Source organism: Escherichia sp. MR (assembly GCF_005280595.1).
Classification (GTDB): Bacteria; Pseudomonadota; Gammaproteobacteria; order Enterobacterales; family Enterobacteriaceae; genus Escherichia; species Escherichia ruysiae.
In genome coordinates, this window is record NZ_SZVK01000059.1 from 1 (window position 1) to 24259 (window position 24259).

Sequence of the window (24259 nt, forward strand, 5' to 3'; positions counted from 1 at the left end):
TGAACCTCTATGTGAACCTAAGTTTGTGTAAGAACCATTGAGCGAACCAGAAGTCTTCCACGTACCGGATTGGCACGAAAGTATTGCCCCTGTATTATCGCGGCCTACAAGGCCGTTAGGCGAACATGATGCGCCAGCAACGGCAGTTCTTTCCAGTTGTAAGTATTCACCAGTATAAAGGCGACCATCAGCACGAACAGTACCGCCTTTCACCTGACCGCCGGTATAGATGCCCTTGTTGTTTACACTTCGAACCCATGATCCATCGGACATATAAAATCCGCCACCATGAGTTTCATTGAGCCAGCCTTTGCTGTTACGAGTAATTAACCAACCATTATTACTTCTGATATCACCGCCAGCGGTGACATTTACGTCAAAGTTTCCGCTATTGCCTTTTACCTGACCGCTGAAAGTGCCATTTACACCATTCACATTGCCGCTGAAATTACCAGTCTGGGCATTTACTGCCCCAACGTTATTCAGGTTATTTGATCCCATATCAATGGCCGTGTGCATTTTGTTTAAGTCAGGGCGACCATTGACCTGGAATCTGTAAAGACGATCAGTGTCCTCTGCTGCACCACTAAGTTCATCTGTCGATAACAGTACGGCAATATGCCCGTTACCGCTTTTGGCACCATAATTACTTAAAGCTACTGACCAGGAACGTAATGCACCTGTGGCTGTTTTGCCGTCCTGGATATATCCACCAAGACCAGTGGTAATATCCTTAGCCATCTGGATAAGTGCTTTCACTGGATAAGGGGTGCCACCACTGGATACAACCATTGCCTGTAGTAATTCCGGGTTTTGGGTGTTTCGAACTACATATGCCTGTAACCGCTGCCCCTCGCTGTTTGTCTCAGTAAAGCCGCTGGATAAAAAGCCGGTATTTTTCAGCATGGTTGTCGTGATAACGGCAGGGGTTGTTGTGGTACTACTGGCCTGGAGAGTTGTGTAGTTTTTCCCTATATAAGAGCGGGCTGCACTGGCCCAGTTGCTGACAAGACGAGCTTCAGCCTGCCAACCTTTGGTTTTTAAATAGTCCTGCCATATGCCTGCACCCCAGGCAACTATGATCATAACAATCAATAAAGCCGCGCCAATTTCCAGCGATGCCCAGCCTCGGTCATATTTTTTCATCAGATTACCCATAGTGGTTGATAAAGATTATCCAGTAGCAAAAGGACATGGCCAAGACACAGCCATGGACCCAGTGGGCCTTCTTTATGTCCTTTTATGCACCATGTTGAATGCCATAAGACAAATCCTCCTGCGCCCAGCAACACACTCCATATGGCGTTATATAGCCCTGACCATGCGGTAATACCTGCAATAAGCCACAGGTCTCCTGTGCCAATATTAAGACGATGGCGGTTAACCAGTTTATGCAGACAGAATAAGACAATTGCGGCAGAGACAATTTCTGTTGCACGGAGCCACCATATATCAGTTGTGATTTGTGATAATATTCCAGCGATTAAAAAACGCCTGGTGAATGTACCAGGTAAGAGGCCTGTTAGTGCATCCGTTACTGCCATTTGCAGCATGAACGAAAGAATAAGAACAGCATGAATACGGTAGAGAAGTTGGGATGGCGATAAAATAATTAATGCCACAGCTATACTATATAGCCATATTCCTGACAGAACTGCAGTGTGTGTCTTATACCAGAGATGCTCTGTATCAGATAAAAAATAACGAACTCTGAATAACAGAGTTCGTCCAATAATGGAAAATATGAACATCAATGGGAGGATATAAACAGGGGAGAGACTTATGCCTACGATTGTCTGCATTGTCTGCCTCCCTGCCCGGGAAGGCATATCCCTTTCATGTCACGATAAATTCTCCATACTTTATTAGCATATTGCTCTCTTGTTTCATGTCTGTCCTTACGGAATCCGGCATTGTATGATCCAAGGCAATTCCAGCTGACGCCACATATCTGAAAATGTCTTGCCAGTATCCAGCTTCCTATATGGATATTAAGACATGGTTTGGTAATTAAATCCTCAGACTTTTTGATTACGCCCATCTTTATAAGCTTTGGAATATGGGTTGAGTTTATTTGCATCAACCCATAATCCGTACTACTGGCTTTGCCTGTTTTTCTGTCCTTATTTATGTTAATTGCGCCCGGCTTCAATGAAGATTCCCCGGCAGAAATGGCCTTCAACAATAATGGTTCAATTTGATAGCGCGCGCCGGCGGCGGCAAAGCAATTGTCCCACTTGTTAGTCCAGCTTTGTTTGGGGGCGATGTATGAAGCTCGGGCGGGATAAATAAGAGAACAAAGCAGGATTAATGAAATAAGTCTGAGGGGCACTTTACCCCCGGACATTAAAACTCCTTAGCCATTGATGGTGAAGATTAGTTTGTTTGTACCGGTGCTGCCATTATCAGCTGTGCATTGCGCACTGGCTTCTTCAGTAGTGACTTTTCCATCATTGTGAGTCGTACTGTTCAGGGTAATACCGTTAGTTAAACCAGTACGACTGATTTGTGTGGCAATCTGGATACAGGCATCCTGTGGGACTTTTTCATAGGTGACGGTAAAACCATTGTTGAAACCTGATGTTGAAGCCGGAGCAACAGTTACGGCACCGCCCCATGAGTTATAGAGCGTTGCTGTACCTGATGATGGAGTACCACGCACTGTCATGGTCTTGGGTACGCCACCCATCTGAATGAGAGCACCCGTCATTTTGGCTCCACTGGTAAACGTATATCCATCGCTACCTTTTAGCAGCCCCTGAGTACTTGTGATGATTGTCTGTATGTTCGAACTTTCATTTGCCACACCGGTTCGTGAACGCAACATATACAATCCACCAAAAACAAGGGCAAGTACGATAATTACAACAAGTGCTATTGCACCCTGTTCCATAATACCCCAGCCTTTGTCATGAGACGTTTCTTTCTCATTTTTCTTCAGAGCGTTAACATCAATATTTTGGATTAACATAAATACCTCGTTTTATTTAAAGATTACCCATACTGTTGTCGCCAATAGACTGAATGTCTACAACGGCCATGACCAGTAACAGGAGTGACATGACAAGAAATATCAGCATAATTAAACGCACAACAGCTGCTCGTTTTTTTACTCGCTCCAGCGTTTGTACAAGCCACCGTTGGCCATAATTGCCGATTAGCTCCGTTGCGCCATCTCCCTGTAATAAAGACAGGAAGTTGGCTGCTTCCCTGGATGGGAACTGATAACCGCACTGACGCAAAGCCAGCCCAAGGTGATCCCCCTGGCGTACGCGGTAAATAATGCTGTCAAGGCGTGTGCTTAACCATGGTGATGCAAAGTCCTGAAGAACGTTCAGTGAGTTGAGCGTTGTCATTTTGGCTTTCAGAAGTGCAGCCATATTCAGGAGGAATGCTGCTCCCTGTATATCCTTATAAATACTCCATGGCATTATATTGTCAGCCAAAGAGCGGCTTTTCCAGTTTTTCAGAGACCATGATATTACACCTGTGACCACTGCAAAAAGAACGGCACATATAGCGCCGTAATTATCGACAAACAAAGATAATCCATAGAGAAAACCAAGAGCACCACTCCATGAATCAGGGGAGCTTATTTTGCTCAGTACAGGTATTAGCTCTGTATTAAGAACATATAATGTCCCCGTCATCATGATTAACAACCCCACCGGGTAAATAGCCATTTGCCATATGGCCTGATGGAGTTGCTTTTTGGCATCTGTAAGTGTGGTGGCAAATTGTAATGCATCCACAATGGAACCACTTCTTATTCCGGCACTGATTACTGCAGCCTCTTCCTGGGGAACCCATAAACCAAGAGTATATTCCAGAGAGTTTTCGCCACTGTTTTCACGAAGAGACTCAATACAGTCTGTGGCCAGTTCAGCAAAGGGATGCCATTTTCGTCCAAAGTCTGTCCAGGCATCCCGCATCTGTTCCAGTGCGGTCTTTAATGGCTGTTTATTTTCCAGCAGAAAACGCAGAGCTTCGTAAAACTGCACCCTGTAGGGGGCGCTGAACGTTTTTCTGACAATGAAACGTCTCAGCCGTTGACTGAAATTCATTTCACGCATGTTGTTCTCCTGTTAGGCATCATCGATGCTGAGGCGTTCGTCTTCGTCCAGAGGGATGATTCTGTCGGCTTCAAGAGGGTCCACCAGGCCTTCATTGATACGGCGAAGCAGATGCTCCACACGACTGATGCCATGCATGTTTTCAAGCCAGTATTTACGTGCTGCAACTTTGCCGCGTGTTTTCAGAATCTGAAATAAGCGATTATCAGGTTCTATCACTTCAGCAATTACGGTCCTGCCGGTGAGGCCTTTACCTATTTCACCGCGCTTTCTGCCGTTAATAATTACGTCGTGATTACAGTCGGAGCATCCGTGAGGATTTCGGAACCAGATATTATCTGTACTGCAGAGTGAATCTTTATTGCAGTGCCGCTCAAGGTAAGCGCGGTCGTCTTCGCTAAGTTCAGGTACTCGCTTTTCCCATGGAATACGGCAGGAGGGACACAGAGTTGGTACAAGACGCTGGCTGATCATCCCAATCAGTAATTGCGCATCGCAAATAAGATCGGCATTCATACCCATCGTAATCATCCGCTCCGGTATACCCAGAGCTGAGTTTGTATGTAATGTCGTCAGAACGATGTGACCGGTCTGAGCCGCGTAGGTTGTTGACATCATCGAGACAAGATCGCGCATTTCCCCTTCCATGATGGCATCGGGGTCAAGTCGCATTGCCGATGAAATAGCACGACTCCATGCCAGTTTGACGGCCTCTTCGTCGGATTTGTCACAGATAATCGGGGTTTGTGTTGCCCCCAGAATCTGTCCTTCCAGCGGATCTTCGATCGTCAGCAGGTGTCGCCCCTGATTATCGTCAAGATATACACGGCAGGCACTGCGTAACGTTGTTGATTTACCTGAACCTGTTGGACCAGACAGAACTATTTTCCCTTCCGGGCGGCGCAGCATGACGTTCAGCAACCGGATTTGCTCCGGTATAAAGCCCAGTTGCTTAAACGTGGGAACTTTGTCTCCGTCATCGGGTATCAGGCGCATAACTGCAATCAGACCATCTCCCGTAGGTCTGTGACTGTATCGTGCACCAAATATTCCTATTTTTCGCATTAATTGTGGGGACAGGCGCGCATCCTGTTCCCTTTGAGGGAAGAAACTGGTTTCAGTCACATCAGCCATTGACAGAATGGCTGTTGCGCAAAGTGAATAACCCAACGCAGGTTGATCTTCATCTACAGTTTGCAGTTCACCGAATATTCTCATGCGAACTTTGAAAATAGACTCTGAAATTAAAAAATGAATATCTGAAGCACCAAGTTTTCTGGCCGTTTCAAAATAGGAGAGAACTTTCTTCTCACTTTCACTGACATCTGCAAGATCTTTCAGATGAATAATCCGTTCTTTCGGACCTTTATTTTCATCATCCTGACCGGCTTCCTGTAACTCAGACAGCGAGACTACTTTTGGGATGATGTCAGGGTATAAGTTTAGCAGTTCCTGGAGATTACTCTGTACGTCAGGTCTTGTTCGCTGATTTGTTTCGATGAGAATTTCATGGGTGTCTCCCCGGGATATAAAAAGGAGAGCATCCTTCAAATTATATTTGTCCATATCACATCACTCAGAAAGTAAGGGTGGTGCCATCACTTAACGTGACGCCAGACAATGAGATCGACTTCACCGTGACGGATGTACCCGGAAGCTGGCTACCAGTGGTGACGCTTGTCTGACGTCCATCAGCCATGCGAAGAACGGCATGAAGACGTTTATCTTTGCCGTTTATTTCCATAATAACGGGCAATTCCTTTCTGTTTTTAGATGTCGGCTGCTCTGAAACTGATGGCAAAGAGGCAGTCATACCAGAGAAACCTGAAACAGTTTCAGATGACAGATTAACATCTGATTCTTCGAGTTGTTTCTGTAGCTGTGCGCCCTGAACTTTTGCCTGTAAAAGAATATTCCGGTTTTGTTGTGCTTCAAGTTCTCCTATTGTGACAAGAGGTTGTGTTGTTGCAAATGAAAAACCGGAGAAGAAAAATATGGATGGAATAATGAGTGATTTACCTGGACGCATAAATATGACCTTCTGAGGAATAACTGAAAGTACCGCCGTTTAATTCAAAATGGATATTGCTCAGACGAACGCCGGTATCCTGAAATAAAGGGAACAACTCATCAGGATTTACAGGCGTTGATAAACTGAACTGATATTCTTTCCATTTCTGAACAGGGGCAGGTTCACCATCGTTACCTGGTAATGGTTCCGGTATGGCTATTTCATTAATGGCCGGCGTTAACTGTTTTTTCTGAAACCACGTGAACACCCGCATCAGTTGTTCTGAGGGGGCAGGGACTGCCTCATCCCTGCGGGGCAGGGAAGGCAGTAGCCGGGTTACAGAAGCCAGGCGTGCACCATCTTTAAGGTTAAAGTCAGGAATAACATTAAAGATTTCTTTGCTTCTTGCCAGAAAGCCTTCAATAGTTCCTCCTGGCTGTCGTTCGTAAATCAGTGTGAATGTCTCGGGAGTACATGTTCCACCGGTAAGTTTCCAGCCTTCTAGCGCGACCGGTGATGGTTTTCGAAGGTCCGCGCAGGCTTTCAGAAAATCACTGATTACAGGTTGTGACGCCCATGGATGCGGGAGCTCCGGTGGTGGTTCGGGCTTTTTAAACTGTAATCTTGCCCGTGCAGCTATCTCCTCGGCGGTCGGTCCGACATCAGGCTCTGGCTGAGTCATCCAGAATACTGTGCCTGCGCCGGTTGCTACTAAAAACAGTACGGCAGGCAGTGTGAATTTGCTGCGATTGCCGACAGTAAGTTTGCAACGGCGGAGGTCTGCTGATGATAACCGGGTAATAATACTTTCCCAGTTATCAGGATGTTCCAGAGACGATACAACCTGCCATTTTTCGGGGGGCTCTTCGTTCATCGCCAGAAAAAGGCTGACCTTTTGGGCAACATCGGCATCATTTCCTGATAAGTCAGCCATAACGGCAGGCTGGCCATTAATGGAAGCAAGGAATAAGAGCTCCTTATCGCTGTACCGGAAGACACCGTATCCATTTCTGACCCATGAGCAGAAAGCCAGTGCCAGGGAAAAATAATGATTGCGTTCTGGCCTAGTCAGTATTCCTGTGCCGGTAAGGCGGCTGATCTTTCCACGGGAATTTCTGCTGCCTACAGTCACTTTCAGGGAGGTAAGCCGTCTGGGTTTTACATGAGACTTGTGTTTATGATGTGAGGGGACGCGCTGTTTTTTTACGACAGGAGTCCATTTAAGACAGGCAGCCCACACGCGATGATTTACTTTAGGATCTGCGAGAAGCACTACCGGGTTGATATCTTCATCAGCCATTATTGCCTCCTGACGGGAAAGTCGGGGTAATGATGATCACAAGCGTGCTGCGTTCATTTTTCCCGGTTTGTGAACCACCAAATAATGGATTTGCTGGCGTAAATGTACCGGCTTTACTTGTCGTCGTATTGTTCTGATCGAAACCAGTAACGACAAGTGATTGCCCTTCTTTCAGATTGACCTTCTGGCTCAGTGAACGCAGTTTGGTATATGGCATTTCGATGTAACTGTTTCCGTCTTTTGACGTAAAGCTACGGATAGTTGGGGGATCAGACAGATTAAAGTTCATCTGCAACTGGAGATTGCCTGTTTTCTGAATTAAAGGCAGCAGGGTCATATTGAATCCAGTGGTGATCATGCCCGGTGTTAATGTTGTTGTTGCTCCTACATCCGTAGTCGTAGTTGTTGCTGACTGGGCGACGTAAACTGTCTGATCTGCCATCTGGATAGGTACCGGCGTCAGGTTTGTGACAGTGCTTTCTTGTGAAGTTACAACGCTGACATCGCCTTGTTCACTCAGTGCTTTAATCAGAAGGCTGGAACCGCTGAATTTGGCGGCATTCCCTGTTGCCGTATCCAGAATTGATACGCCTGCAGATGTAGCGCCTGTAAAATCTCCGCTTGCATTGTTCAACGTTGCTCCGGCGGAATGTAGCGATTTATAAACAAGGTTCCAGTCCAGACCGAACTGTTCGTTTCTGGTATTGCTGACGCTCAGAACCTGTACGTTCAGGGCTACCTGGCGGTTCATAATACTGTTTTGTTCGTCTACATATCGTGCGACGGCTTCCTGGACAGCTGGAGTATCAGTGACTGTCAGCGTTGAGCTCGATGCAGATAACCAGTAACGGCCTTTTTCTGGTGTCAGCATTGCTTCAATAGTTTTCCGGATATCTTCATACAGATCGTATTCCTGACCAACGGTTGTGCTCTGAGAGGACGTTGCATCACCGGATGCTGAGTTATCCTGGCCTCCTGTTGCCCCCATTGTGCTTGTTGAGCCAGAGCTGACACTGGAACTGCTGCTGGTTTTGGTGTTCAGCATATGAAGTGGATACGTTCTGGTTTCAGTCAGATAGAATACAATCCGACCATTATCCATGCGCCAGTACAGACCACTCCGGCTGGCCATCAGATCCAGAAGACCATTGATATCTCCCTGCCACATGAGGTTATTCAGCGTTAATGGCTGAGTGGAGGTAGTCATTGTTGTGCTGCCCAGGCTGCTTAACGGTAGACGTCCATTTTCATCTGGTGCTGGTAGTGTTCCTGTCATCTGGCGGGTAGCGCCTCCTTCAAGAGTTGAATTGGCTGCGTCAGGCGTGATGATCACAGGGATGCCGCATACGGCAGTAATACGTTGCCCCAGTTCCTGCAGAGTGATCTCTCCTTTTCTTGCCTGCGTGATGTAGCAGGCTGGAGCTGTTTGTTTTTTCTCTCTTGATACCTGAGCGACCGGAACAGGGTTTATCCATTGATTATCGAGCCAGGTAAGAGCCTGCGATTTACGGGCCGAAAGGGCTGATACCTTTTCCCGTGCATGTGCTGAGTCTTCCTGTGCTTTTTTCTGCATTTTGTTGATTTCGCTGAAAGTACATCCGGAGATGGAAAGAGCGACGGCGATCATGCAGGGGAGCACCGCCAGCTTCATTGAACGCTGGTGTGATTTTTTCATGAATATATCCAGATTAGTTAACGTAGACGACAGAACCAGCAGTAATGCCTGCCGGGGGTGTCAGACCGGTTGCAGTTCCTGATAGCCAGGTGAGTTGCCCGTTTTGGAAGATCCCTATTAGTGCAGAACCACGACTTTTTGAACGCAAAGTTTCAACAAGTCCTGGTTGTTCAGGCATCCATACCCACAGACGCCCCTGTTGTAACTGATGTTTAATTCGGGAGTCCGGAGTGACAGGGAGAGCCAGTTTATCTGAGGAAATTACTCCGTCCTGCTGGCCTGATACGTATCTGATATCATTGATTCTATTAGCAATCATTAGTATCTGACTTGCCCATACAGACGCACTTGCATATTGCTGGGCGTTTGTGGTTTCAGACATCTTCTGATTCTGGTAGCTACCAGTGATAATCAGAATGGTCAGGCCGACGGCCATGACCAGCCATCCCATTAGCGACCATCCCTTGTATCAGAAACTGTAATGATGCACTGCATGCGAGAAGCCTGTGCGTATAAAGGTTTTTGCGCAGTCCGATATAACTCAAATACCTGCTCCATGGCTGATTCAAATGATCCCCGGAACATCAAAGGCGCATCAAGACGGTAATCGGTTACAGAAAGTGGCCATATGACCATCCAGTGCGTTGATGCCATGCTTTCGCATTTTGTTTCTTCTGCCCACTTAATAATGTTTTCCCTTAATGTAGTGCCTGCCGGCGCACGCCACTCTTTACCCTGAGATACCGGTTTGACAGGTGTCCCGGTCATGAGTGGGATAGACTTGACTGTAGAGCCGGTCGGAGTCGGGATTGCTGCGGGCGTAGACGGAGATACGCTGTTTCCCCTGAATGGGTTTCGTGGTTTGTTCTGGCTATTTGCTGTCGTTGAAGACTCCGGGGAAGTGGATGTGGTTACCATGGCTGCTGGCGAGATAGTGGTTGCCGTGTCCTGTGCCGGTGCAGCAGCCGATGTTGTGACGGTCAACGTTTTATTATCCCAGTCCAGATGGCCCCAGAGGTGTTGTTCTTCCAGCAACCGGTTCAGAGAACGGGTCCACTGATCATTGGCAGACCATGAAACCAGTTTGGTATTCAGTTTGGGCGTGGCTGCATTCTCTTGTCTGAATTTCCATCCTTCCGGTAGTAATGTTTTTATCCACTGACTGACGGTCCGGTTACGGGCCGTCGGCGATAGTGTTACAGGGGTGCTACCAGGCTTGCCTGTAATGATTAACCGGGAGAAATTCTGACTTATTGTTGGTGAAGGTAACGGTCGGGATTCGCTTACTGGCTGTGCTGTTTTTACTGTCTCTGGCACGCTGACTCTCGGGGGCGGAGTTATTTTAGGTGGAGAAAGTCGTTGTTGCGTAAGTGCCAGGACGCCAGCACTCTCACTGATTTGTCCGTCAACAAAAACCAGAGCAGGCGTATCTGATGGTGCCACGTTATTGCCGCCGGAAATTCCGGCACAGCCGGACAATAATGACGGCAGTATAAGTGTCAGATAGTTTTTTTTCATAACGGAGACTCCGTGTTCGTATATACGTGTTTGTTAGTTAATGCGGACTTTAAGTAAGGGTTCATTATTTTATGTGCAATTGGATGGGTAATGTATACCGGTATTGAGAGAATTACTCCTGAATGTCCCGTTTTAGTCGCATTCAGAAGTCTGCTTGGGTCTTTAATATTGTTGATTAGTATTTTCATTATTCTATCTTTTGAATTTTAATGTTGCATGTTATTTTAAAGGTGAGGTTGTGGATAGCCAATTAAGCCAGTGTTTTGGGATTTTTTGTGAAAATAAAAATCCTGTTTATGAGCATTCTTTTTATATCTAAATGTATTTTTTAATTGGTGTGGTGGGTCTGGAGAGGACGAATGACGACTGTCATTCCGTCCGAATGCAAATGCGGGAAAGACCACTGAAACAAGAGATATATAAAAGGAATTGATAATTTTTCGTACAGACTTGTTTTCCGTGGGTATGTAATAACTGAAAAACTCAAATCATAAGATTCCAGTCTCTTTATAAGTTTATTTATTCTTGCTGGAGTAAAGAGATGTGAATGCATGACAATGATTTCATCATTATTAATTGCTTTTGATATCAGAGAAAGCAATACATCCCAGTGTTTCCTCATTGACTTCGGGCAACGTGTGTCAGCATAGGGGCTAAGATGTATAGTTGATTTCTTGCTTCCCTTTTTCTTCTTCACAAAGAATGTGAAGTCGTATTTAGATGCAGACCTTACAATAAGAAGTACACATCTGAAAAGTAGTGGGAAAATGCAAATCACAACCACCACACAGAAATATAACATATAAGGCAATGATAAGTTGTCAGTGTATGGATAACGTAAGTATTGCCATGGGGTAGTGATGTACAGACAAAGCGTACACCAAAGCAACCAGAGATATAATGGCGCGTTATTATTTTTCATGTTGGCTGAGGCAGGCGACTAAAATAACAGACTAAGGAGGATTAACTGTTTAATTCTTTGGAACAAAAAAATGCAGTTCCTGATCATCACACACCATTATTTCCACAGGCTTACCATTTTTATCCAGTAAATTGGTGTTAGTTTCAAATGATTTGCAGTTGTTTTTACTTTTAAATAGCCAGTCCTGTAGATGCTGATGGCGGGAGCTGCTGCCCTTGTGCCAGCGGCAGTGGCTGCCGGGAGCACGCTCCAGTCGGAACAGAAAGCGGTTGTCGCGTAGTACCACCACGAGACAGTTATCCGGCGTGCAGAAACGTCGGGCAAGCTCATCGGGGTCTGTCGGTGTTTTCGTTGAAAACAGCCTGCGTTTGCAGTGTGCGTCGACGACCAGTATTTGCAGTCGTCCGGGATGTTGCTGTGGCATCAAAGACTCCTTCCGGAACGGGAAAAGAAGCAGCTGTACCGTCATAACTGCACGTACCGGTTGCGAAAAAACGGCACAAGCGAGTAGTGACAGAAAGAATGTCGGAAACGGCAGGAAGGGCGGTACAGGCTGCGAAGACTGGAAACGGGGTATGCCGGGGATTACACATCCTCAGTGTAATGTGATAGTCGTCTGCTCCTGTGTTGCACCCCAGACATCTTCTGGCAAGCTGGGCAGCCCGATAAATAGGGTGTGAAAGAGGGTTTCTCTGCGTTCGATCCCGAATTGATGTTCGTATCCTCTCACCACCTGAAATCCTTCGTCGGAGAATATTAACTCTGCCGTTTCCAGAAGCTGCATAGTTTTGCGGTGTAGTGGAGTGATCAGCTGCAACGTAACTGGTGCCCTCATATCGCCTGTCGGTAGAAAACACTCTTCGGTGCGACTTAGTTGTAGCAGATGACGTTTCCCGGAACAGGCCCGTTCAATGGATTCATTGAACACCCTCTCAGGCCATGGGCAGACATATGTGCGCCAGCCTGCTTTCTGTAATTTACCCAGTGCAGCCCGAAAACGAAACAACGGACATTCCCCGACAGTGGCAGAGCTGAGAAAGAGCGTATTCAGCGTTCCGATGATGGGAATATTGCGATCTTTTTCGGTCAATGCTTTTAACGCCATGATTTCGCCAGGGAGACTACGGAACTCAGGATGTCTGCTGGCACCAGAAAGCCATTCAAGCAGGTAATGCCGTAATCCGGTTTCACTGGTTATATTGTGGTTTTCCTGTGCCGTTTTCAGGGCATTCAGTGCACACCAGAGCAACTGGCGCACGGGATGTTCTGTCGTGGTCATGCGAATGTCCTACTGTGAGATGAAAAGAAGACCGGTATCCGTTCTCTCCGCCACACGTGATGGCACGGGCCGGCCTTTGATAAAACGAATCAATACTCTGGGGTGAAGCCTTTTATTTCTTTCGCCATTAAGAAATACACGGTTCCATCAAAAGACAGGGGGAGTCCATGGTGGGGATGGCTCCGTGCAGGCTTCACTCCAGAATATTCTCTTGAATTGAAAAAAGCCCGGCCCGAAGGCCGGGAAATACTGGCTATGGGATGTTTACAAGGCGCTCCATAAAGCCGTGATGTTCGGCATTTGATACCAGTTCCAGGAGCAGGGATATCCTCGACTCAGGCTGGAGAGTATTTTCCATTCTGAGGAGATACTGATATTGTGCTTTTGTCAGCCATATGCTGGAAGCCGCATTCAGCTCTTCCCTGGCTCCCGGATTTAGCACAGGGTCCGGGTAAATCTTCATTAATCCATCAACAATATCTTTATTGACGGGTTTTATTTCACCGCCAAACTTCACGAAATCAATGAAGGCGCTATGGCGACGTAATGCCGATACTGGTTGAATGTCAAAATTAGCCAGAATAAAAAAGTACCCTGGAAAAATAGCGAATATTCTTTCACGGTAACAGCACCTGGAGTCTGCCCGTCTTATCTTTCTTGTTATTAATGGAGTCCATGGTACGACGTTTTGCTCATTCAGCCATGAGAATAAAGATTCTCTGTTTTTGCCGGCTGTATTATATTGCGCAAGATACCAGTTCCGGTTATTCAGGTGTTCTATATTCACGAAGTTCAACGCTCCGCGCAAAACCGATCCATGATGGACGATTTTGCGATGTCAGGCGAATATGCTAAATCATATGTCTGAAGCAGTATCCAGCCCGTATCTGGAGAAACTGCAGTTCTGACAGGCATATAACCAGCAGACTCTAGTACGTTCTGTATCGGTGATTTGGCGAACTCACAGATAAAGAACGGCTAAGCACTAATATCAGCAATACAGTGGCACAGTATTGTGATACGCGAAATAAAACATCAGCACATCAGTTCAGAGTAAGGTCGCCATATATCGGGCATGAGCCAGATACAAATAACTGGGACACCGTCTGAAGTGATTTGCTTTATTAAAGTAACTTGTGCTTGGTGTTTATGTTTATCAATTTGGGATCGCCTGTAAAGTGCAAAATGCAATTTCCATGAAAGTGTCCCCTTTAATGGGGACACCTGTTCACATTTTTTCGTTTTCTTTAGCTGTATTGCTAATCATGAAAACGAAAGTTCGCATCAGCACAGCAGAGCGAAGTGCATCATATCCTTCCAGATTTAAATTCTTCAGGCTTCGCTTCAGGTAGGTTCGTACCGTTTCGGGAGAAAGCCGACAGTTCTGGGCAATGGCGTCGTAAGGAACACCCATTGCGTAAAAAACGCAGACTTTAAGCTGGTTTGTTGATAGCTCGGGAAACATGCCTTCCAACAGAGTGATGGCCGGGAGTTTCTGTATCAGTTGAGGTGACATAGCAAAGGTCTCCGATGACAACTAAAAACGCTATCACCGAGTTCCTACGCTCATTGGTGATAGCCCAGACGGGGGTAGGAATACCGGCGTCATCGGAAACCGGCCAGGCTAATGCCTGCCCCGCCTGAGCTACCATAGATGACGACAAGAAATACAAGTTCCTGTCTTTATGGTATGGCAAAAAACGACGCCAAATGAAGAAATTAACTTCTGCGCCGACGATGACTACGCGGGTTCCTACGCCCGATCACAGTTTTGCCTGTGACCAGTAAAGGGTACTTAGTATAACGCACCGAGTCAACTAACAGCTTAAAAAACATACAAAAAAGCGTCAAAACTTAACGCTCCGCGCCGAAGCGATCCAGGCATGATGCTTCTGCTTTGTGGCGTTCGAACATGCTGGTCCATATGCACGAAACGGTGTCTGACCCTCGTCCAGACAATCCGCAGTTCTGACGAACATATGAACAAATATGCTCTTGTAGAGGCTGTTGTTACACAATTGGCGGGTTGTGTAACAAATGGTTTTATCATCTAAGAATCATTCTATTTACGATCGAATGATCTACAAAATGATTTTTTAAAGGTTATTTAGATCGTTTAATTGCATTAAAACAGAATATTATTCTGTTAGGTAGATCGGTTGTAAGATAAATGATCGTGAGTAGGACAAAAGTCGATCTTTTAATCCAAAAGAAAGATCTAAAGCAGAAAAATCTGCTTTTAAAAATAGATTTTATTTTTTTGACGCAGGTCAAGATTAACTTATTAGAGGTATCAGTGAGGAGGCACTGGAAGAGAAGAGATCGTTGTAATGCTTTTCAAATTAACGTAAAGCGGGTATATTTCGGCTGTTATTAGCTGTGCAGAGGGTGGCACTCTGTGGAGCAAAGCGGCGAAAGCCGGACGGCAGAATGCGCCATAAGGCATTCAGGAGAGATGGCATGTACGGGCAGTAAGTCAGAAGACTGAAGATGTTCCGGAAGCCATAAAAGGAAAACCCCCACTATCTTTCTTACGAACTTGGCGGAACGACGAAAGATAGTGGGGGCCTCACAGAATACGGGTAAAGTATAATGAAACCGTACCAGAGATTCAACCCTGTGCAGTGTATAAATACACGGCACAATCGCTCCGCCATAAGCGACAGCTTGTGGCAGGTCTGAAGAATACTCCATATAACGCAGTACACTGGAGTCAGTTAGCACCCGAAGAGCAGATCCGTTTCTGGGAAGACTATGAAGCGGGAAGGGCGACCACTTTCCTGGTTGAACCGGAAAGGAAGCGCACGAAGCGTCGTCGTGGTGAGCACTCCACCAAACCCAAATGCGAAAATCCGTCCTGGTATCGTCCTGAGCGCTATAAGGCGCTGAGCGGGCAGCTCGGGCACGCCTACAACCGTCTGGTGAAAAAGGACCCGGTGACCGGCGAGCAGAGCCTGCGCATGCACATGTCTCTGCATCCTTTTTACGTGCAGAAACGAACGTATGCCGGTCGCAAATATGCTTTCCGTCCGGAAAAACAACGCCTCCTCGATGCCGTCTGGCCGGTTCTGGTCAGCTTCAGTGATGCGGGCACACATACCGTAGGCATGAGTGTTTCCCGTCTGGCCAGAGAAATCAGCCCGAAAGACAGCAAGGGGAAGGTTATTCCGGAACTGGAAGTGACGGTCTCCCGCCTTTCCCGTTTGCTGGCCGAACAGGTACGTTTTGGTGTGCTGGGTGTTTCAGAGGAAACCCTGTGGGACCGTGAAACCCGCCAGCGTCTGCCACGTTACGTCTGGATAACACCGGCAGGCTGGCAGATGCTGGGCGTCGACATGGTAAAACTTCACGAACAGCAGCAGAAACGACTGCGTGAAAGTGAAATCCGCCAGCAGCTCATTCGGGAAGGTGTTCTGCGTGAGGATGAAGATATCTCCGTACATGCGGCCAGAAAACGCTGGTATCTGCAGCGCAGTCAGGATGCGCTGAAACACCGTCGTGCGAAAGCAGCAGCCAGTAAGCGCGCCAGACGCCTGAAGAAACTGCCTGCCGACCAGCAGATTCATGAGATGGCAGAGTATCTCAGGAAGCGTCTGCCTCCGGATGAAGCCTATTTTTGTTCCGATGACCATCTGAAGCGAATGGCCATCAGGGAGTTGCGTCAGCTTGAACTGACGCTGGCTGCCCCGCCACCGCACTAGACAGCACCATTCCCTCAGCACTGAATCATCACCAGCCCCTCCGGGGCTTTCGGCGCTGGTTCCGCTCAGCCCAAAATCCGCAGTAATCACCTTAAATCCCCTCAGAGGGGCATATCTGCCCATAAAACCACGCATCAGTCATCAGAACATGGCCACGTTGTTTCAGTTATCCACATAAATCCGCAAACAAAGAACTTTAAGAAGCTGCAAACCTGAAACAGCAAACCTGCAATATAGTCTTAACCCCATTATTTAATCCCCTGCGTTGCTTCGCCGCAGGGAAAATCTTTATCTCTGAGACCACTGTGAACAAATACAAAGAGGCCTTCGCTTGCAGCGGCCAAGGCCGCGCCGCTCAGAATCTAAAAGCACCTCCCACGCTGACGCGCGGGCCCCGAACCTCACCGTTCTGAAACCACAACAAAAAGACATCAGGAATAAAAACACCACACAAACGCAGCACCGTGCCCACCCCTCATAACTGAAAAGCGAGGCCGCCCCCGCCCAAAGGGCGGGAACAACATCGCTTTTAATTATGAATGTTGTAACTACATTATCATCGCTGTCAGTCTTCTGGCTGGATGTTCTCAGTACACGCTCGTAAGCGGCCCTGACGGCCCGCTAACGCGGAGATACGCCCCGACTTCGGGTAAACCCTCGTCGGGACCACTCCGACCGCGTACAGAAACTCTCTCATGGCTGAAAGCGGGTATGGCTTAGCAGGGCTGGGGATGGGTAAGGTGAAATCTATCAATCAGTACCGGCTGACGCCGGGCTTCGGCGGTTTTACTCCGGTATCACATGTAACCACAGCGTGCCGCCTTCCATGCCGCTGGCGCGGCATATCCTGGTGACGATATCTGAATCGTTATATACTGTGTATATACGTAGTAATGACGAGGTGATAAATGGCACAGGTTAATATGAGTTTAAGAATCGACGCTGAACTGAAGGATGCTTTTATGGCCGCTGCAAAAAGCATGGACCGTAATGGCTCTCAGTTAATCCGGGATTTTATGCGCCAGACCGTTGAACGGCAGCATAATACCTGGTTCCGTGACCAGGTTGCGGCAGGACGTCAGCAACTCGAGCACGGCGATGTGCTTCCCCATGACATGGTCGAATCCTCTGCTGCAGCATGGCGGGATGAAATGAGCAGGAAGGTTGCCGGTAAATGATGGAGATATTCTGGACCATGCTGGCCAGCCAGGACAGGAAGCGCATTCGTGAGTACATTGCGGAGCAGAACCTGATGGCTGCCATTGAACTGGACGAACGGATTGGTTATTCAGCCAGCAGCCTGGCCGGGCAGCCGTATAAAGGCCGCAACGGTCGTGTGGAAGGTACCCGGGAACTGGTTATTCACCCGCATTTTGTTCTGGTTTATGAGGTCGACAGCCAGTGGGGAAAAGTGTATATCCTGCGCGTGTTGCATACTGCACAGAAGTGGCCATAGAGGGGCTGTCCGGATATAAGGAAAGGAGATGCAATAACCATGAATAATGATGAGCTGGCCACCAGACGTGCGCAGGCGATTGCCGAAGACAGGTGTTTCTCGAAAGGACGTTTGCGCGATGAATTCAGAATGAAACCAGCCCCCGGTGCTGAGCCGGTTAAGTGGTATAAAAACACTTATGGTGGCAGGTTCGCTGTATACCGAATTGCAGACTGTGTTCCGATGCGTGAGAAACGCCCTCTGACGAGTAAACAACAGCTGGCTGGCCAGCGACTTTCCGTTTTATCCAGACTTAACAGCACCAGTGGCCGGATGGCACGGCAGGCATATGACTGGCTGAGTCTGGCACCGCTCTTTCTGGATACTGAAACGACAGGACTGGATAATACCGCGGAAGCCCTGGAAATCGGCCTGACCGATGCGGCCGGTCAGGTGGTATTTGAAACCAGGCTGAAGCCCACGGTCGCCATCGGGGCGCAGGCCGCCGCTGTGCATGGTATCAGCGAGCAGGCTCTCTGCGGCGCACCATCATGGACAGATGTGGCGCGGCAACTGCGTCATGCAATCGGGGACCGACCAGTAATTATCTTTAATGCCCGGTTCGACATCCGCATTCTGAAACAGACTGCTGCCGCACATAGCGATCCGGCTGACTGGCTGGAAGAACTGACGGTATATTGTGCGATGGAGCTGGCTGCAGGATATTATGGGGCCACCAACCGCTATGGCACGATTTCACTGGCCTGTGCTGCCAGCCAGGCCGGACTGACCTGGGAAGGGCAGGCACACTCAGCGATCGCCGACGCACGGATGACGGCAGGGGTGGTAAACGCTATTGCTGCATATCATCTGGAACTGCTGCAGGAACAGGCACGGCTGAAAATCTGACCGCCTGGCCTGTATACCGCAATCATTTACGTTATCCAGACGTAAATCCGCCGCTTGTTGCTGTCAGCATGTTAATGCTAATGTATGTGTACATTAGCATTAATGAGGGATGATATGTGAGAGACAAAACCAGGGAGGCCATGCGGCTTTTTTTAGGCGGCAGGTGCTACACGGCTGAAAAACTTGAAAAGGATTATCTGGCTGAAGTGGCTAATTACAGTAACGACCGCTGGGAAGCACCGCAACGTGCCTCACGCCTGGCTGCCAGCGTAAAGCGTTACAAGACATCAGAAATGCTGCGCTTTATTTTTGCTACCATTGCCTACGATCCCGATCCAGATTTAACCCCGCTGACTGTGAGACGTTTGTGCAAGGCATTGTTCGGCAGAACCGGAAGCCAGTGGCTGGTTGTTGAAGTTTTTGGGGAGAAGGGGCGTCAGCACCGCAGCGCGGACAGCAATCCGGAGATGGTGGAAAAAATGGCTGCCAGATATCGTCATGCCGCCGAACTACACTGGTCCGCAACGCTGGCAGAAATTGAACGGGTAAAGCGGCTTTATCAGACGAAAATTAAGAAATCCAAAAAATAAGTGGGTTGACTGCCATTGTTGTTCTTCTCCTTCATCATTAATGCTAATGTATGCATACATTAGCATTAATGATGGTGCGTTAAAGTATCACTGGTATAATCTGGTAAAGAACATATTGAGAATGAGAACTTATCATGTCGTCACGCAACTCTGTACATGATTTTATAATGCTGCTCCCGGCGCTGCTGTTGGTTGGGTGGTTAGTTTTGGTGATAATTCTCATGTTTAGGGATGATAAATGTGACAAAACTTACCGTGAAGGTTCGTTTCCCGAATTTATTTGTCTCCATTCTGATCGCTCGTCACTTCGAGAAACCGATTCTGAGAGACTCATTGTCAAATATACAGAAATAAAATCACAAAAATAGGTAAAACCAATAATACTATAGCTAAAAAATAGTTACTTTTCTGTATCACCCTGTCTCTCTCTGCTTTTTCATGGCTACTGTCATATTTATGTCTGTTGCGCGGTTTTGTTACTTTTTCATGACCGAACCCGAAATTTTGCGCGTCAATAAGAGACGTTGTGTAAACTCAGTCCTTTTATCTGGCAGGTTAACCCCTATCAATCTTAGGATGAAACCACGCCATCCTCTGTTTGCCTAGTTATTAATTTCATAAAGACGATTGTTTTCCTCTCGTAGTTTTGTCCACTCTAAACAAAGTGTTATATCATCCAGTTCTGTGATGTGTTTCACTTTTCCATTGACAGTTACAGTGTTTATTCCATTTCCTGTGATCATCATCTTATGCCTTTTTTATCTTCATTTGGGACCGTGCTTTTCTTCGGAGTATCACTATTCGTTAACTGCTGTTTATCAATAAAATTCCTGATGTTATCAAGTGCTTCCTTTGTTTTTAGAATGCGCTTGATATCCATTTCATCCCGCCCGGTCATTCTTTTTCCGGACAAAAGACGCTCAAGAAGCTCCTGTTTCGCATCAGGAGAATCTTTGGCGAGATCCATCAGTTTAAGCAAATCTTCACGATCGAGAGGAAAGAAGTATTGTACAAAATACTTGAAAAGCGAAAGAAAGTAGTATGCTGTCCATGCAATACAGAAACCGATTCTGAGAAACTCATTGTCAACTATACAGAAATACAGGTATACAATCAGGAGAATAGGTAAAATCCATAATACTATAGCTAAAAAAATATATACGGGGATCAGGCGTCTGTATGCCCGTTCATGTTTATTCAGGATGAATAAAATCTTCTCCGCTTCTGAATCACACATAACATTCTCTTCCCATTTTTTCTGATACGTAATGTCCACCTGTTATCAGGAGTGTTTATTGCCCAGAAATATTCTCCTGCTGTGCCTGCATCCTGAGCCACTTTTGTTCTAATGTCGCCAGTCTGCGACCGGCACTCTGTGCTTCAGAGTCTGAGACCTGCCCTTTGGGGTGACCATCCAGGCCATAACGTGGGACGCCGGCGACAGCTGTCCGCTGCAGATATACGCGGCGGGATGTGATGCAGGACACTGCACAGAGCCATTCGTCCATGGTCAGTTCTGTCTCCGGGTGTTCTGCCAGAAATGCCGAAATATCATTGTTTATGCCAATTTTCAGGGGAATAAATCCACCACCTTCAGCACGAAGATGAGGAAACAGGGCCTTTATTTTTTCCACGCACTCGTGAGTATACTCACGGGTCCAGTGGGAGGGACGTGGAAAACGGTGTCTTTTCTTTTTCTTCTTCCTGGCTGGCGCTTCGGGGATATGTGTTTCGACGGCAGATGAATTTATTCCGGCGGGGGCTGATTCTGCCGTCTGTTCAGTAAATACAGGTGCGATAATATCTGTTTTTTCGGATAAGGACGGTAGCGAAAAAGTACGACGTTTTTTCACCACAATGACGGGAGTTTTCCTTTCTTCCTGATTTTTTCCCATAAATACCTCGGCTGGCTGGTTTTACTCTTTAATAATATCACAATTCATAAATTAGTAAATTTCCCATCAGGTGATTTTTCATGGCTAATAAGTCCGTTCTCTGAATATTTATACTCGAGGTAGTAACAGTTATGGCGTGACAGTCGAATTGATATTCTACTGAACCCTGACAGAAACATGGTTGATATATTCTCTCACTTTAATGTTGTCATGATATAAATAAAAACAATTCATTTGAAAGGATATCAGAAGAAGATATCGGGGCGCACAGTTCATCTCTGCCTTTGTTTCATGGGGTGTTCTTTGTATATTTTACTTACTGTTTAAGCATGTACATAAGGAGTGCTTTCATTATGCCAATGATACTTGTAAAGAAGAATCCCCGGGGCAAAGTGATTCGGGAGCTTAGCAGTGAGGAAGAGACTGCAGTAAAGACGGTCTGTGGACTGAAAAAGCCAGCAACCATGGCACTACATAACCTGGCCAATGATATTCTCCGGGAAATGCGTGAGTATGATGCATGGTTACAGTGTGACTGTATTCCGGGAGATTCGCCGGCCATGAATTTTGCTGCTCTTAAAAACAATACGGGTACTCTTTATCTGTCCAGTTTTAATCATGAGCATGCACCTGAATGCCCCATGTATCGTCAGTTATCCGGAAATGAAGAGGAAACATCTTCCGGAGCAAGCCGGCATCCCGTTAGCACCCGTATAAATTACAGAAACTTTTTACCACCTGATGACAGTAATTCTGTTATCAGACTGCAGGCCCGCTCTGCTTACCATAATGGTGAGAGCTCCTCCGTTCGCAAGAAACGTCCGCGCCTTGCCCGTTTACTCCTGTCTCTTATTGACGATGCTGGGCTGAATAAACTGGATTCCCTGGCTAATCCCCGTATCCGGACTAATTATCGTGAGTGTCTTGATGCCATACGGCAGGTTACACTGCAGCAGGAGTATATTCGGGGAAGATCCTTATCTGAAATTATCCATTTCCGGCCTGGAATGTCTGAAAGGTCTCAGGAGCGGTTAATGGAAACGCTGGAGAATTCAGAACGACACTGGCCTGCCAGAAGAAAACATATGTTCTTTCAGATTTTTATGGCGCAGCACATCTGTCGTGATGCTGTGGAAATTCACTGGGCGAACGGTAATATTCAGGTCATCAGACCTGTGCGGGGGATCAGTATTAATGGTGAAGCGCAGGGCGGAATACGTCCCCCTTACTGGGTTATTCTTGCTTTTTGCCGGAGTGCCGATGGCAGAATCATCTGCAGTGAAGGGTATGCTCATGCTCTTTATCAACTGACATGTCCGGTGCCTGTGGACAGCAAACTGGAACGAAACACGCTCACTGCTCTTCTGAATGTGGCCAGCTGGCTTAAAAGAAAGCCAGGTACTGGTGTTTCCCCCTGGCCCGGTTATGTCGGATGGTCGCAGCAATACGTGAAGCCTGTCCCTTTCTTTCCGGATTAATACAGGTCACTGGCAACCAGCCCTTCAGACGTTTTCCTGTATCTGCCTCCCTGCCCAGCAGCTGCCGATGAAAACCGTCCACCACCAGATAATGGTTCTTCTCCTCTGACACCACCACTGGTTGAGTGAAACCATCTTTCTCCAGTGACTGCTTCAACAGTTTCTTCTCACCCGGCGCCATGACATTGGGGTTATAATCGTTGGCCACCACCTCATCCGCTTTCACCCACAGCACACAGTCCACCGGCTCCTGTGCAAAAGGACTGACTTCATGAAGTACCCTGCGCAGATGATTCAGGGCCTGTATGGTCTCTTCTTCAGTTCGTGCCTGACTGAAGTACTGACGAATCATGTCGCCCAGCATCTCCGGTGTCACAGAATCCCCCATTCCTTCCTCCTTTCCTTCATACGCAGCAGATAACGTTCATAGTGCCGGGGTTTGTTCGGGCTGAAGGACAGCGTCCGGCACCAGAAATCATTCTTTATGAGAGTCTTACAGATACGTCGCCAGGACGGGATATCCCGACACCCCAGGTCATTCTCCTGTTCATCCGGGATATCATCCGGGAAGCCCCGCGTCTGATACCAGCGCAGGTAGACAGCAATTTTGTTACGGTAATGCTCTGCCGTTCTTTCCGGCATCACATCCAGCAGGAACATCGCATAGCTTCGCCAGGTATGATGAGACGGCTTCGTGATACGCTTACGCAGTGCAAAATAGGCGCCGCTTTCACTGGCATAAAGCGCCCCGCTGGCAGCGCCTGACACCCGCTCACACATCCTGGCCCAGGTTTCCGGCTCCAGAACATGATAAAGCCACAGTCCCTTACGCTGTTCCGGGCCAAAAGGCTCACAGACACGCATGTTGCGTAACGGCACACCGGCACGGTACATCAGGTCATACAGGGGATTGTAGATGGCACGGCTTCTGGCGTTATATATCCAGATATCACGGGCTTTCCAGTCATATAACGGATACATGGTGTAGTAAAACCCTTCCGGCGATGCCGTGGTCCAGGGTTTATCATCGGCATATCTCAGTTTGCGCTGAGACACCAGTCCCATAAAGCGGTTGAGGGATTCATCCGCCCTGACACCAGTCAGTACTGCCACTCCACACCGGTTTCCGGCAAACCAGGAAGAAAATGCCGGAACAAATTCTTCAAAAGTCATGGCATACCGGTAAAAGAGAAAATATGCCATATCCGTAATGGCATATTCCGGTGGCTGGCGAACCCAGGTCACTCCTGGCTCCCAGCATATCCACTCCGGCTGAAACTGCGAAACACCATTTACCGTGGTCAGGGGAAGCGCCACCCAGTAAAAGGTGTCCGTCACATCCCGGTACATTTCCCGCATTTTCAGAATATGTTCAATGGTGCACTGATACTGGGCTCTGATGAATCCCCTAATGATTTTGGTAAAAATCATTAAGTTAAGGTGGATACACATCTTGTCATATGATCAAATGGT

At 47.3% G+C, this 24259-nt stretch carries 24 protein-coding genes and 5 pseudogenes; 7 read left to right on the top strand and 22 right to left on the bottom strand.

Features of this window, described 5'->3' with window-relative positions; genetic code table 11:
* The 17 genes and pseudogenes from FC814_RS19225 to FC814_RS23640 form a co-directional block, all read right to left on the bottom strand.
* Window positions 1-1158, bottom strand: a 1158-nt coding sequence (locus tag FC814_RS19225) for a shufflon system plasmid conjugative transfer pilus tip adhesin PilV (RefSeq protein WP_170967955.1), incomplete at its 3' end; no start/stop codon positions are given.
* Window positions 1146-1802: an A24 family peptidase gene (locus FC814_RS19230; RefSeq protein WP_001193549.1), complete on the bottom strand. Its 657-nt coding sequence runs from the start codon at window positions 1800-1802 to the stop codon at window positions 1146-1148. The genes FC814_RS19230 and FC814_RS19225, both read right to left, overlap by 13 nt.
* Complete coding sequence (locus FC814_RS19235; protein ID WP_137326332.1) at window positions 1787-2347, bottom strand: lytic transglycosylase domain-containing protein; 561 nt, start codon at window positions 2345-2347, stop codon at window positions 1787-1789. Before FC814_RS19235 ends, FC814_RS19230 begins: the two co-directional genes overlap by 16 nt.
* A gap of 9 nt (window positions 2348-2356) precedes the next feature.
* Window positions 2357-2971 carry a type 4 pilus major pilin gene (locus FC814_RS19240; protein ID WP_000908226.1) on the bottom strand — a complete coding sequence of 205 codons (615 nt, stop codon included), beginning with the start codon at window positions 2969-2971 and terminating at the stop codon, window positions 2357-2359.
* A 16-nt stretch (window positions 2972-2987) separates the two neighbouring features.
* Window positions 2988-4073: a type II secretion system F family protein gene (locus tag FC814_RS19245; protein WP_001208802.1), complete on the bottom strand. Its 1086-nt coding sequence runs from the start codon at window positions 4071-4073 to the stop codon at window positions 2988-2990.
* Between the two features lie 12 nt (window positions 4074-4085).
* Window positions 4086-5639: a GspE/PulE family protein gene (locus FC814_RS19250; protein WP_000362206.1), complete on the bottom strand. Its 1554-nt coding sequence runs from the start codon at window positions 5637-5639 to the stop codon at window positions 4086-4088.
* A gap of 10 nt (window positions 5640-5649) precedes the next feature.
* Window positions 5650-6102, bottom strand: a complete 453-nt coding sequence (gene pilP, locus FC814_RS19255) for a type IV pilus biogenesis protein PilP (protein ID WP_001247337.1) — start codon at window positions 6100-6102, stop codon at window positions 5650-5652.
* A complete protein-coding gene (gene pilO2 / locus FC814_RS19260) occupies window positions 6089-7384 on the bottom strand; it encodes a type 4b pilus protein PilO2 (RefSeq protein ID WP_137326333.1) in 1296 nt (431 codons plus the stop codon). The genes pilP and pilO2 overlap by 14 nt, the downstream gene beginning before the upstream one ends.
* Entirely contained in the window at window positions 7377-9059 is a 1683-nt protein-coding gene (locus FC814_RS19265) for a PilN family type IVB pilus formation outer membrane protein (RefSeq protein ID WP_000748143.1), read from the bottom strand. The genes pilO2 and FC814_RS19265 overlap by 8 nt, the downstream gene beginning before the upstream one ends.
* A 13-nt stretch (window positions 9060-9072) precedes the next feature.
* Window positions 9073-9510: a type IV pilus biogenesis protein PilM gene (gene pilM / locus FC814_RS19270; protein ID WP_000539807.1), complete on the bottom strand. Its 438-nt coding sequence runs from the start codon at window positions 9508-9510 to the stop codon at window positions 9073-9075.
* Window positions 9510-10577: a type IV pilus biogenesis lipoprotein PilL gene (pilL, locus tag FC814_RS19275; RefSeq protein WP_001360287.1), complete on the bottom strand. Its 1068-nt coding sequence runs from the start codon at window positions 10575-10577 to the stop codon at window positions 9510-9512. The genes pilM and pilL overlap by 1 nt, the downstream gene beginning before the upstream one ends.
* Window positions 10578-10905: 328 nt before the next feature.
* Entirely contained in the window at window positions 10906-11499 is a 594-nt protein-coding gene (locus tag FC814_RS23635) for a hypothetical protein (protein ID WP_001330804.1), read from the bottom strand.
* A 49-nt stretch (window positions 11500-11548) separates the two neighbouring features.
* Complete coding sequence (locus tag FC814_RS19290; protein WP_072115345.1) at window positions 11549-11968, bottom strand: PilI type IV pilus biogenesis protein; 420 nt, start codon at window positions 11966-11968, stop codon at window positions 11549-11551.
* A 126-nt stretch (window positions 11969-12094) separates the two neighbouring features.
* The gene (locus FC814_RS19295; RefSeq protein ID WP_000213859.1) at window positions 12095-12778 is read right to left on the bottom strand and encodes a conjugal transfer protein TraC; all 684 of its coding nucleotides are present in this window, start codon (window positions 12776-12778) and stop codon (window positions 12095-12097) included.
* Window positions 12779-13031: 253 nt separating this feature from the next.
* Window positions 13032-13565, bottom strand: a complete 534-nt coding sequence (locus FC814_RS19305) for a transcription termination/antitermination NusG family protein (protein ID WP_001372168.1) — start codon at window positions 13563-13565, stop codon at window positions 13032-13034.
* Between the two features lie 441 nt (window positions 13566-14006).
* Window positions 14007-14294 (bottom strand): conjugal transfer protein TraA, encoded by a 288-nt coding sequence (locus FC814_RS19315; RefSeq protein WP_000074849.1) that lies wholly within the window; start codon window positions 14292-14294, stop codon window positions 14007-14009.
* Between the two features lie 37 nt (window positions 14295-14331).
* Window positions 14332-14490 (bottom strand): annotated as a pseudogene (locus FC814_RS23640) (ash family protein); the annotation flags it as partial.
* A 957-nt stretch (window positions 14491-15447) separates the two neighbouring features.
* Between FC814_RS23640 and repA the strand changes: the two are divergent.
* The 6 genes from repA to FC814_RS19365 all read left to right on the top strand — a co-directional run bounded on the left by repA (window position 15448) and on the right by FC814_RS19365 (window position 19413).
* Window positions 15448-16479, top strand: a complete 1032-nt coding sequence (repA, locus tag FC814_RS19335; protein ID WP_000907873.1) for a plasmid replication initiator RepA — start codon at window positions 15448-15450, stop codon at window positions 16477-16479.
* A gap of 695 nt (window positions 16480-17174) precedes the next feature.
* On the top strand, window positions 17175-17333 hold the full coding sequence (locus FC814_RS22890; protein ID WP_000841008.1) for a hypothetical protein: 159 nt from the start codon (window positions 17175-17177) through the stop codon (window positions 17331-17333).
* 54 nt (window positions 17334-17387) lie between these two features.
* A complete protein-coding gene (gene yacA, locus FC814_RS19350) occupies window positions 17388-17657 on the top strand; it encodes a type II toxin-antitoxin system antitoxin YacA (protein ID WP_000079928.1) in 270 nt (89 codons plus the stop codon).
* The gene (yacB, locus tag FC814_RS19355) at window positions 17657-17935 is read left to right on the top strand and encodes a type II toxin-antitoxin system toxin YacB (RefSeq protein ID WP_001384452.1); all 279 of its coding nucleotides are present in this window, start codon (window positions 17657-17659) and stop codon (window positions 17933-17935) included. Before yacA ends, yacB begins: the two co-directional genes overlap by 1 nt.
* A 39-nt stretch (window positions 17936-17974) precedes the next feature.
* Window positions 17975-18823 carry a 3'-5' exonuclease gene (locus FC814_RS19360; protein ID WP_001057996.1) on the top strand — a complete coding sequence of 283 codons (849 nt, stop codon included), beginning with the start codon at window positions 17975-17977 and terminating at the stop codon, window positions 18821-18823.
* A 140-nt stretch (window positions 18824-18963) separates the two neighbouring features.
* Window positions 18964-19413 carry a hypothetical protein gene (locus FC814_RS19365; RefSeq protein WP_001236003.1) on the top strand — a complete coding sequence of 150 codons (450 nt, stop codon included), beginning with the start codon at window positions 18964-18966 and terminating at the stop codon, window positions 19411-19413.
* Window positions 19414-19889: 476 nt separating this feature from the next.
* Here FC814_RS19365 and FC814_RS23295 read toward each other — a convergent pair.
* The 3 genes and pseudogenes from FC814_RS23295 to FC814_RS19385 all read right to left on the bottom strand — a co-directional run bounded on the left by FC814_RS23295 (window position 19890) and on the right by FC814_RS19385 (window position 21308).
* Window positions 19890-20156 (bottom strand): annotated as a pseudogene (locus FC814_RS23295) (hypothetical protein).
* Window positions 20156-20650 (bottom strand): hypothetical protein, encoded by a 495-nt coding sequence (locus FC814_RS19380; RefSeq protein WP_023278058.1) that lies wholly within the window; start codon window positions 20648-20650, stop codon window positions 20156-20158. Before FC814_RS19380 ends, FC814_RS23295 begins: the two are co-directional and overlap by 1 nt.
* A 55-nt stretch (window positions 20651-20705) precedes the next feature.
* Window positions 20706-21308, bottom strand: coding sequence for a ProQ/FINO family protein (locus FC814_RS19385; protein WP_000517689.1), 603 nt, complete (start codon window positions 21306-21308; stop codon window positions 20706-20708).
* A 353-nt stretch (window positions 21309-21661) separates the two neighbouring features.
* Here FC814_RS19385 and yagA point away from each other — a divergent pair.
* Window positions 21662-22711: pseudogene (yagA, locus tag FC814_RS19395) on the top strand (protein YagA); the annotation flags it as partial.
* Here yagA and FC814_RS19400 read toward each other — a convergent pair.
* Window positions 22710-23174: pseudogene (locus FC814_RS19400) on the bottom strand (IbrB-like domain-containing protein); the annotation flags it as partial. The pseudogenes yagA and FC814_RS19400 sit on opposite strands and share 2 nt — an antisense overlap.
* Window positions 23159-24181: pseudogene (locus FC814_RS19405) on the bottom strand (DUF3440 domain-containing protein); the annotation flags it as partial. The pseudogenes FC814_RS19405 and FC814_RS19400, both read right to left, overlap by 16 nt.
* Between the last annotated feature and the right edge of the window lie 78 nt (window positions 24182-24259).

What these genes read in the sequence shown, in the direction of transcription:
- FC814_RS19380 (WP_023278058.1), bottom strand. Translation starts at nt 20,650, where the DNA reads ATGTGTGATTCAGAAGCGGAGAAGATTTTATTCATCCTGAATAAACAT.
- FC814_RS19250 (WP_000362206.1), bottom strand. Translation starts at nt 5,639, where the DNA reads ATGGACAAATATAATTTGAAGGATGCTCTCCTTTTTATATCCCGGGGA.
- FC814_RS19315 (WP_000074849.1), bottom strand. Translation starts at nt 14,294, where the DNA reads ATGTCACCTCAACTGATACAGAAACTCCCGGCCATCACTCTGTTGGAA.
- FC814_RS19230 (WP_001193549.1), bottom strand. Translation starts at nt 1,802, where the DNA reads ATGCAGACAATCGTAGGCATAAGTCTCTCCCCTGTTTATATCCTCCCA.
- pilL (WP_001360287.1), bottom strand. Translation starts at nt 10,577, where the DNA reads ATGAAAAAAAACTATCTGACACTTATACTGCCGTCATTATTGTCCGGC.
- FC814_RS19365 (WP_001236003.1), top strand. Translation starts at nt 18,964, where the DNA reads ATGCGGCTTTTTTTAGGCGGCAGGTGCTACACGGCTGAAAAACTTGAA.
- FC814_RS19265 (WP_000748143.1), bottom strand. Translation starts at nt 9,059, where the DNA reads ATGAAAAAATCACACCAGCGTTCAATGAAGCTGGCGGTGCTCCCCTGC.
- FC814_RS19385 (WP_000517689.1), bottom strand. Translation starts at nt 21,308, where the DNA reads ATGGGAAAAAATCAGGAAGAAAGGAAAACTCCCGTCATTGTGGTGAAA.
- pilM (WP_000539807.1), bottom strand. Translation starts at nt 9,510, where the DNA reads ATGGGATGGCTGGTCATGGCCGTCGGCCTGACCATTCTGATTATCACT.
- FC814_RS19245 (WP_001208802.1), bottom strand. Translation starts at nt 4,073, where the DNA reads ATGCGTGAAATGAATTTCAGTCAACGGCTGAGACGTTTCATTGTCAGA.
- FC814_RS22890 (WP_000841008.1), top strand. Translation starts at nt 17,175, where the DNA reads ATGGCTGAAAGCGGGTATGGCTTAGCAGGGCTGGGGATGGGTAAGGTG.
- yacA (WP_000079928.1), top strand. Translation starts at nt 17,388, where the DNA reads ATGGCACAGGTTAATATGAGTTTAAGAATCGACGCTGAACTGAAGGAT.
- FC814_RS19240 (WP_000908226.1), bottom strand. Translation starts at nt 2,971, where the DNA reads ATGTTAATCCAAAATATTGATGTTAACGCTCTGAAGAAAAATGAGAAA.
- FC814_RS19295 (WP_000213859.1), bottom strand. Translation starts at nt 12,778, where the DNA reads ATGACCACGACAGAACATCCCGTGCGCCAGTTGCTCTGGTGTGCACTG.
- FC814_RS19290 (WP_072115345.1), bottom strand. Translation starts at nt 11,968, where the DNA reads ATGACGGTACAGCTGCTTCTTTTCCCGTTCCGGAAGGAGTCTTTGATG.
- FC814_RS19360 (WP_001057996.1), top strand. Translation starts at nt 17,975, where the DNA reads ATGAATAATGATGAGCTGGCCACCAGACGTGCGCAGGCGATTGCCGAA.
- yacB (WP_001384452.1), top strand. Translation starts at nt 17,657, where the DNA reads ATGGAGATATTCTGGACCATGCTGGCCAGCCAGGACAGGAAGCGCATT.
- pilP (WP_001247337.1), bottom strand. Translation starts at nt 6,102, where the DNA reads ATGCGTCCAGGTAAATCACTCATTATTCCATCCATATTTTTCTTCTCC.
- FC814_RS23635 (WP_001330804.1), bottom strand. Translation starts at nt 11,499, where the DNA reads ATGAAAAATAATAACGCGCCATTATATCTCTGGTTGCTTTGGTGTACG.
- pilO2 (WP_137326333.1), bottom strand. Translation starts at nt 7,384, where the DNA reads ATGGCTGATGAAGATATCAACCCGGTAGTGCTTCTCGCAGATCCTAAA.
- FC814_RS19235 (WP_137326332.1), bottom strand. Translation starts at nt 2,347, where the DNA reads ATGTCCGGGGGTAAAGTGCCCCTCAGACTTATTTCATTAATCCTGCTT.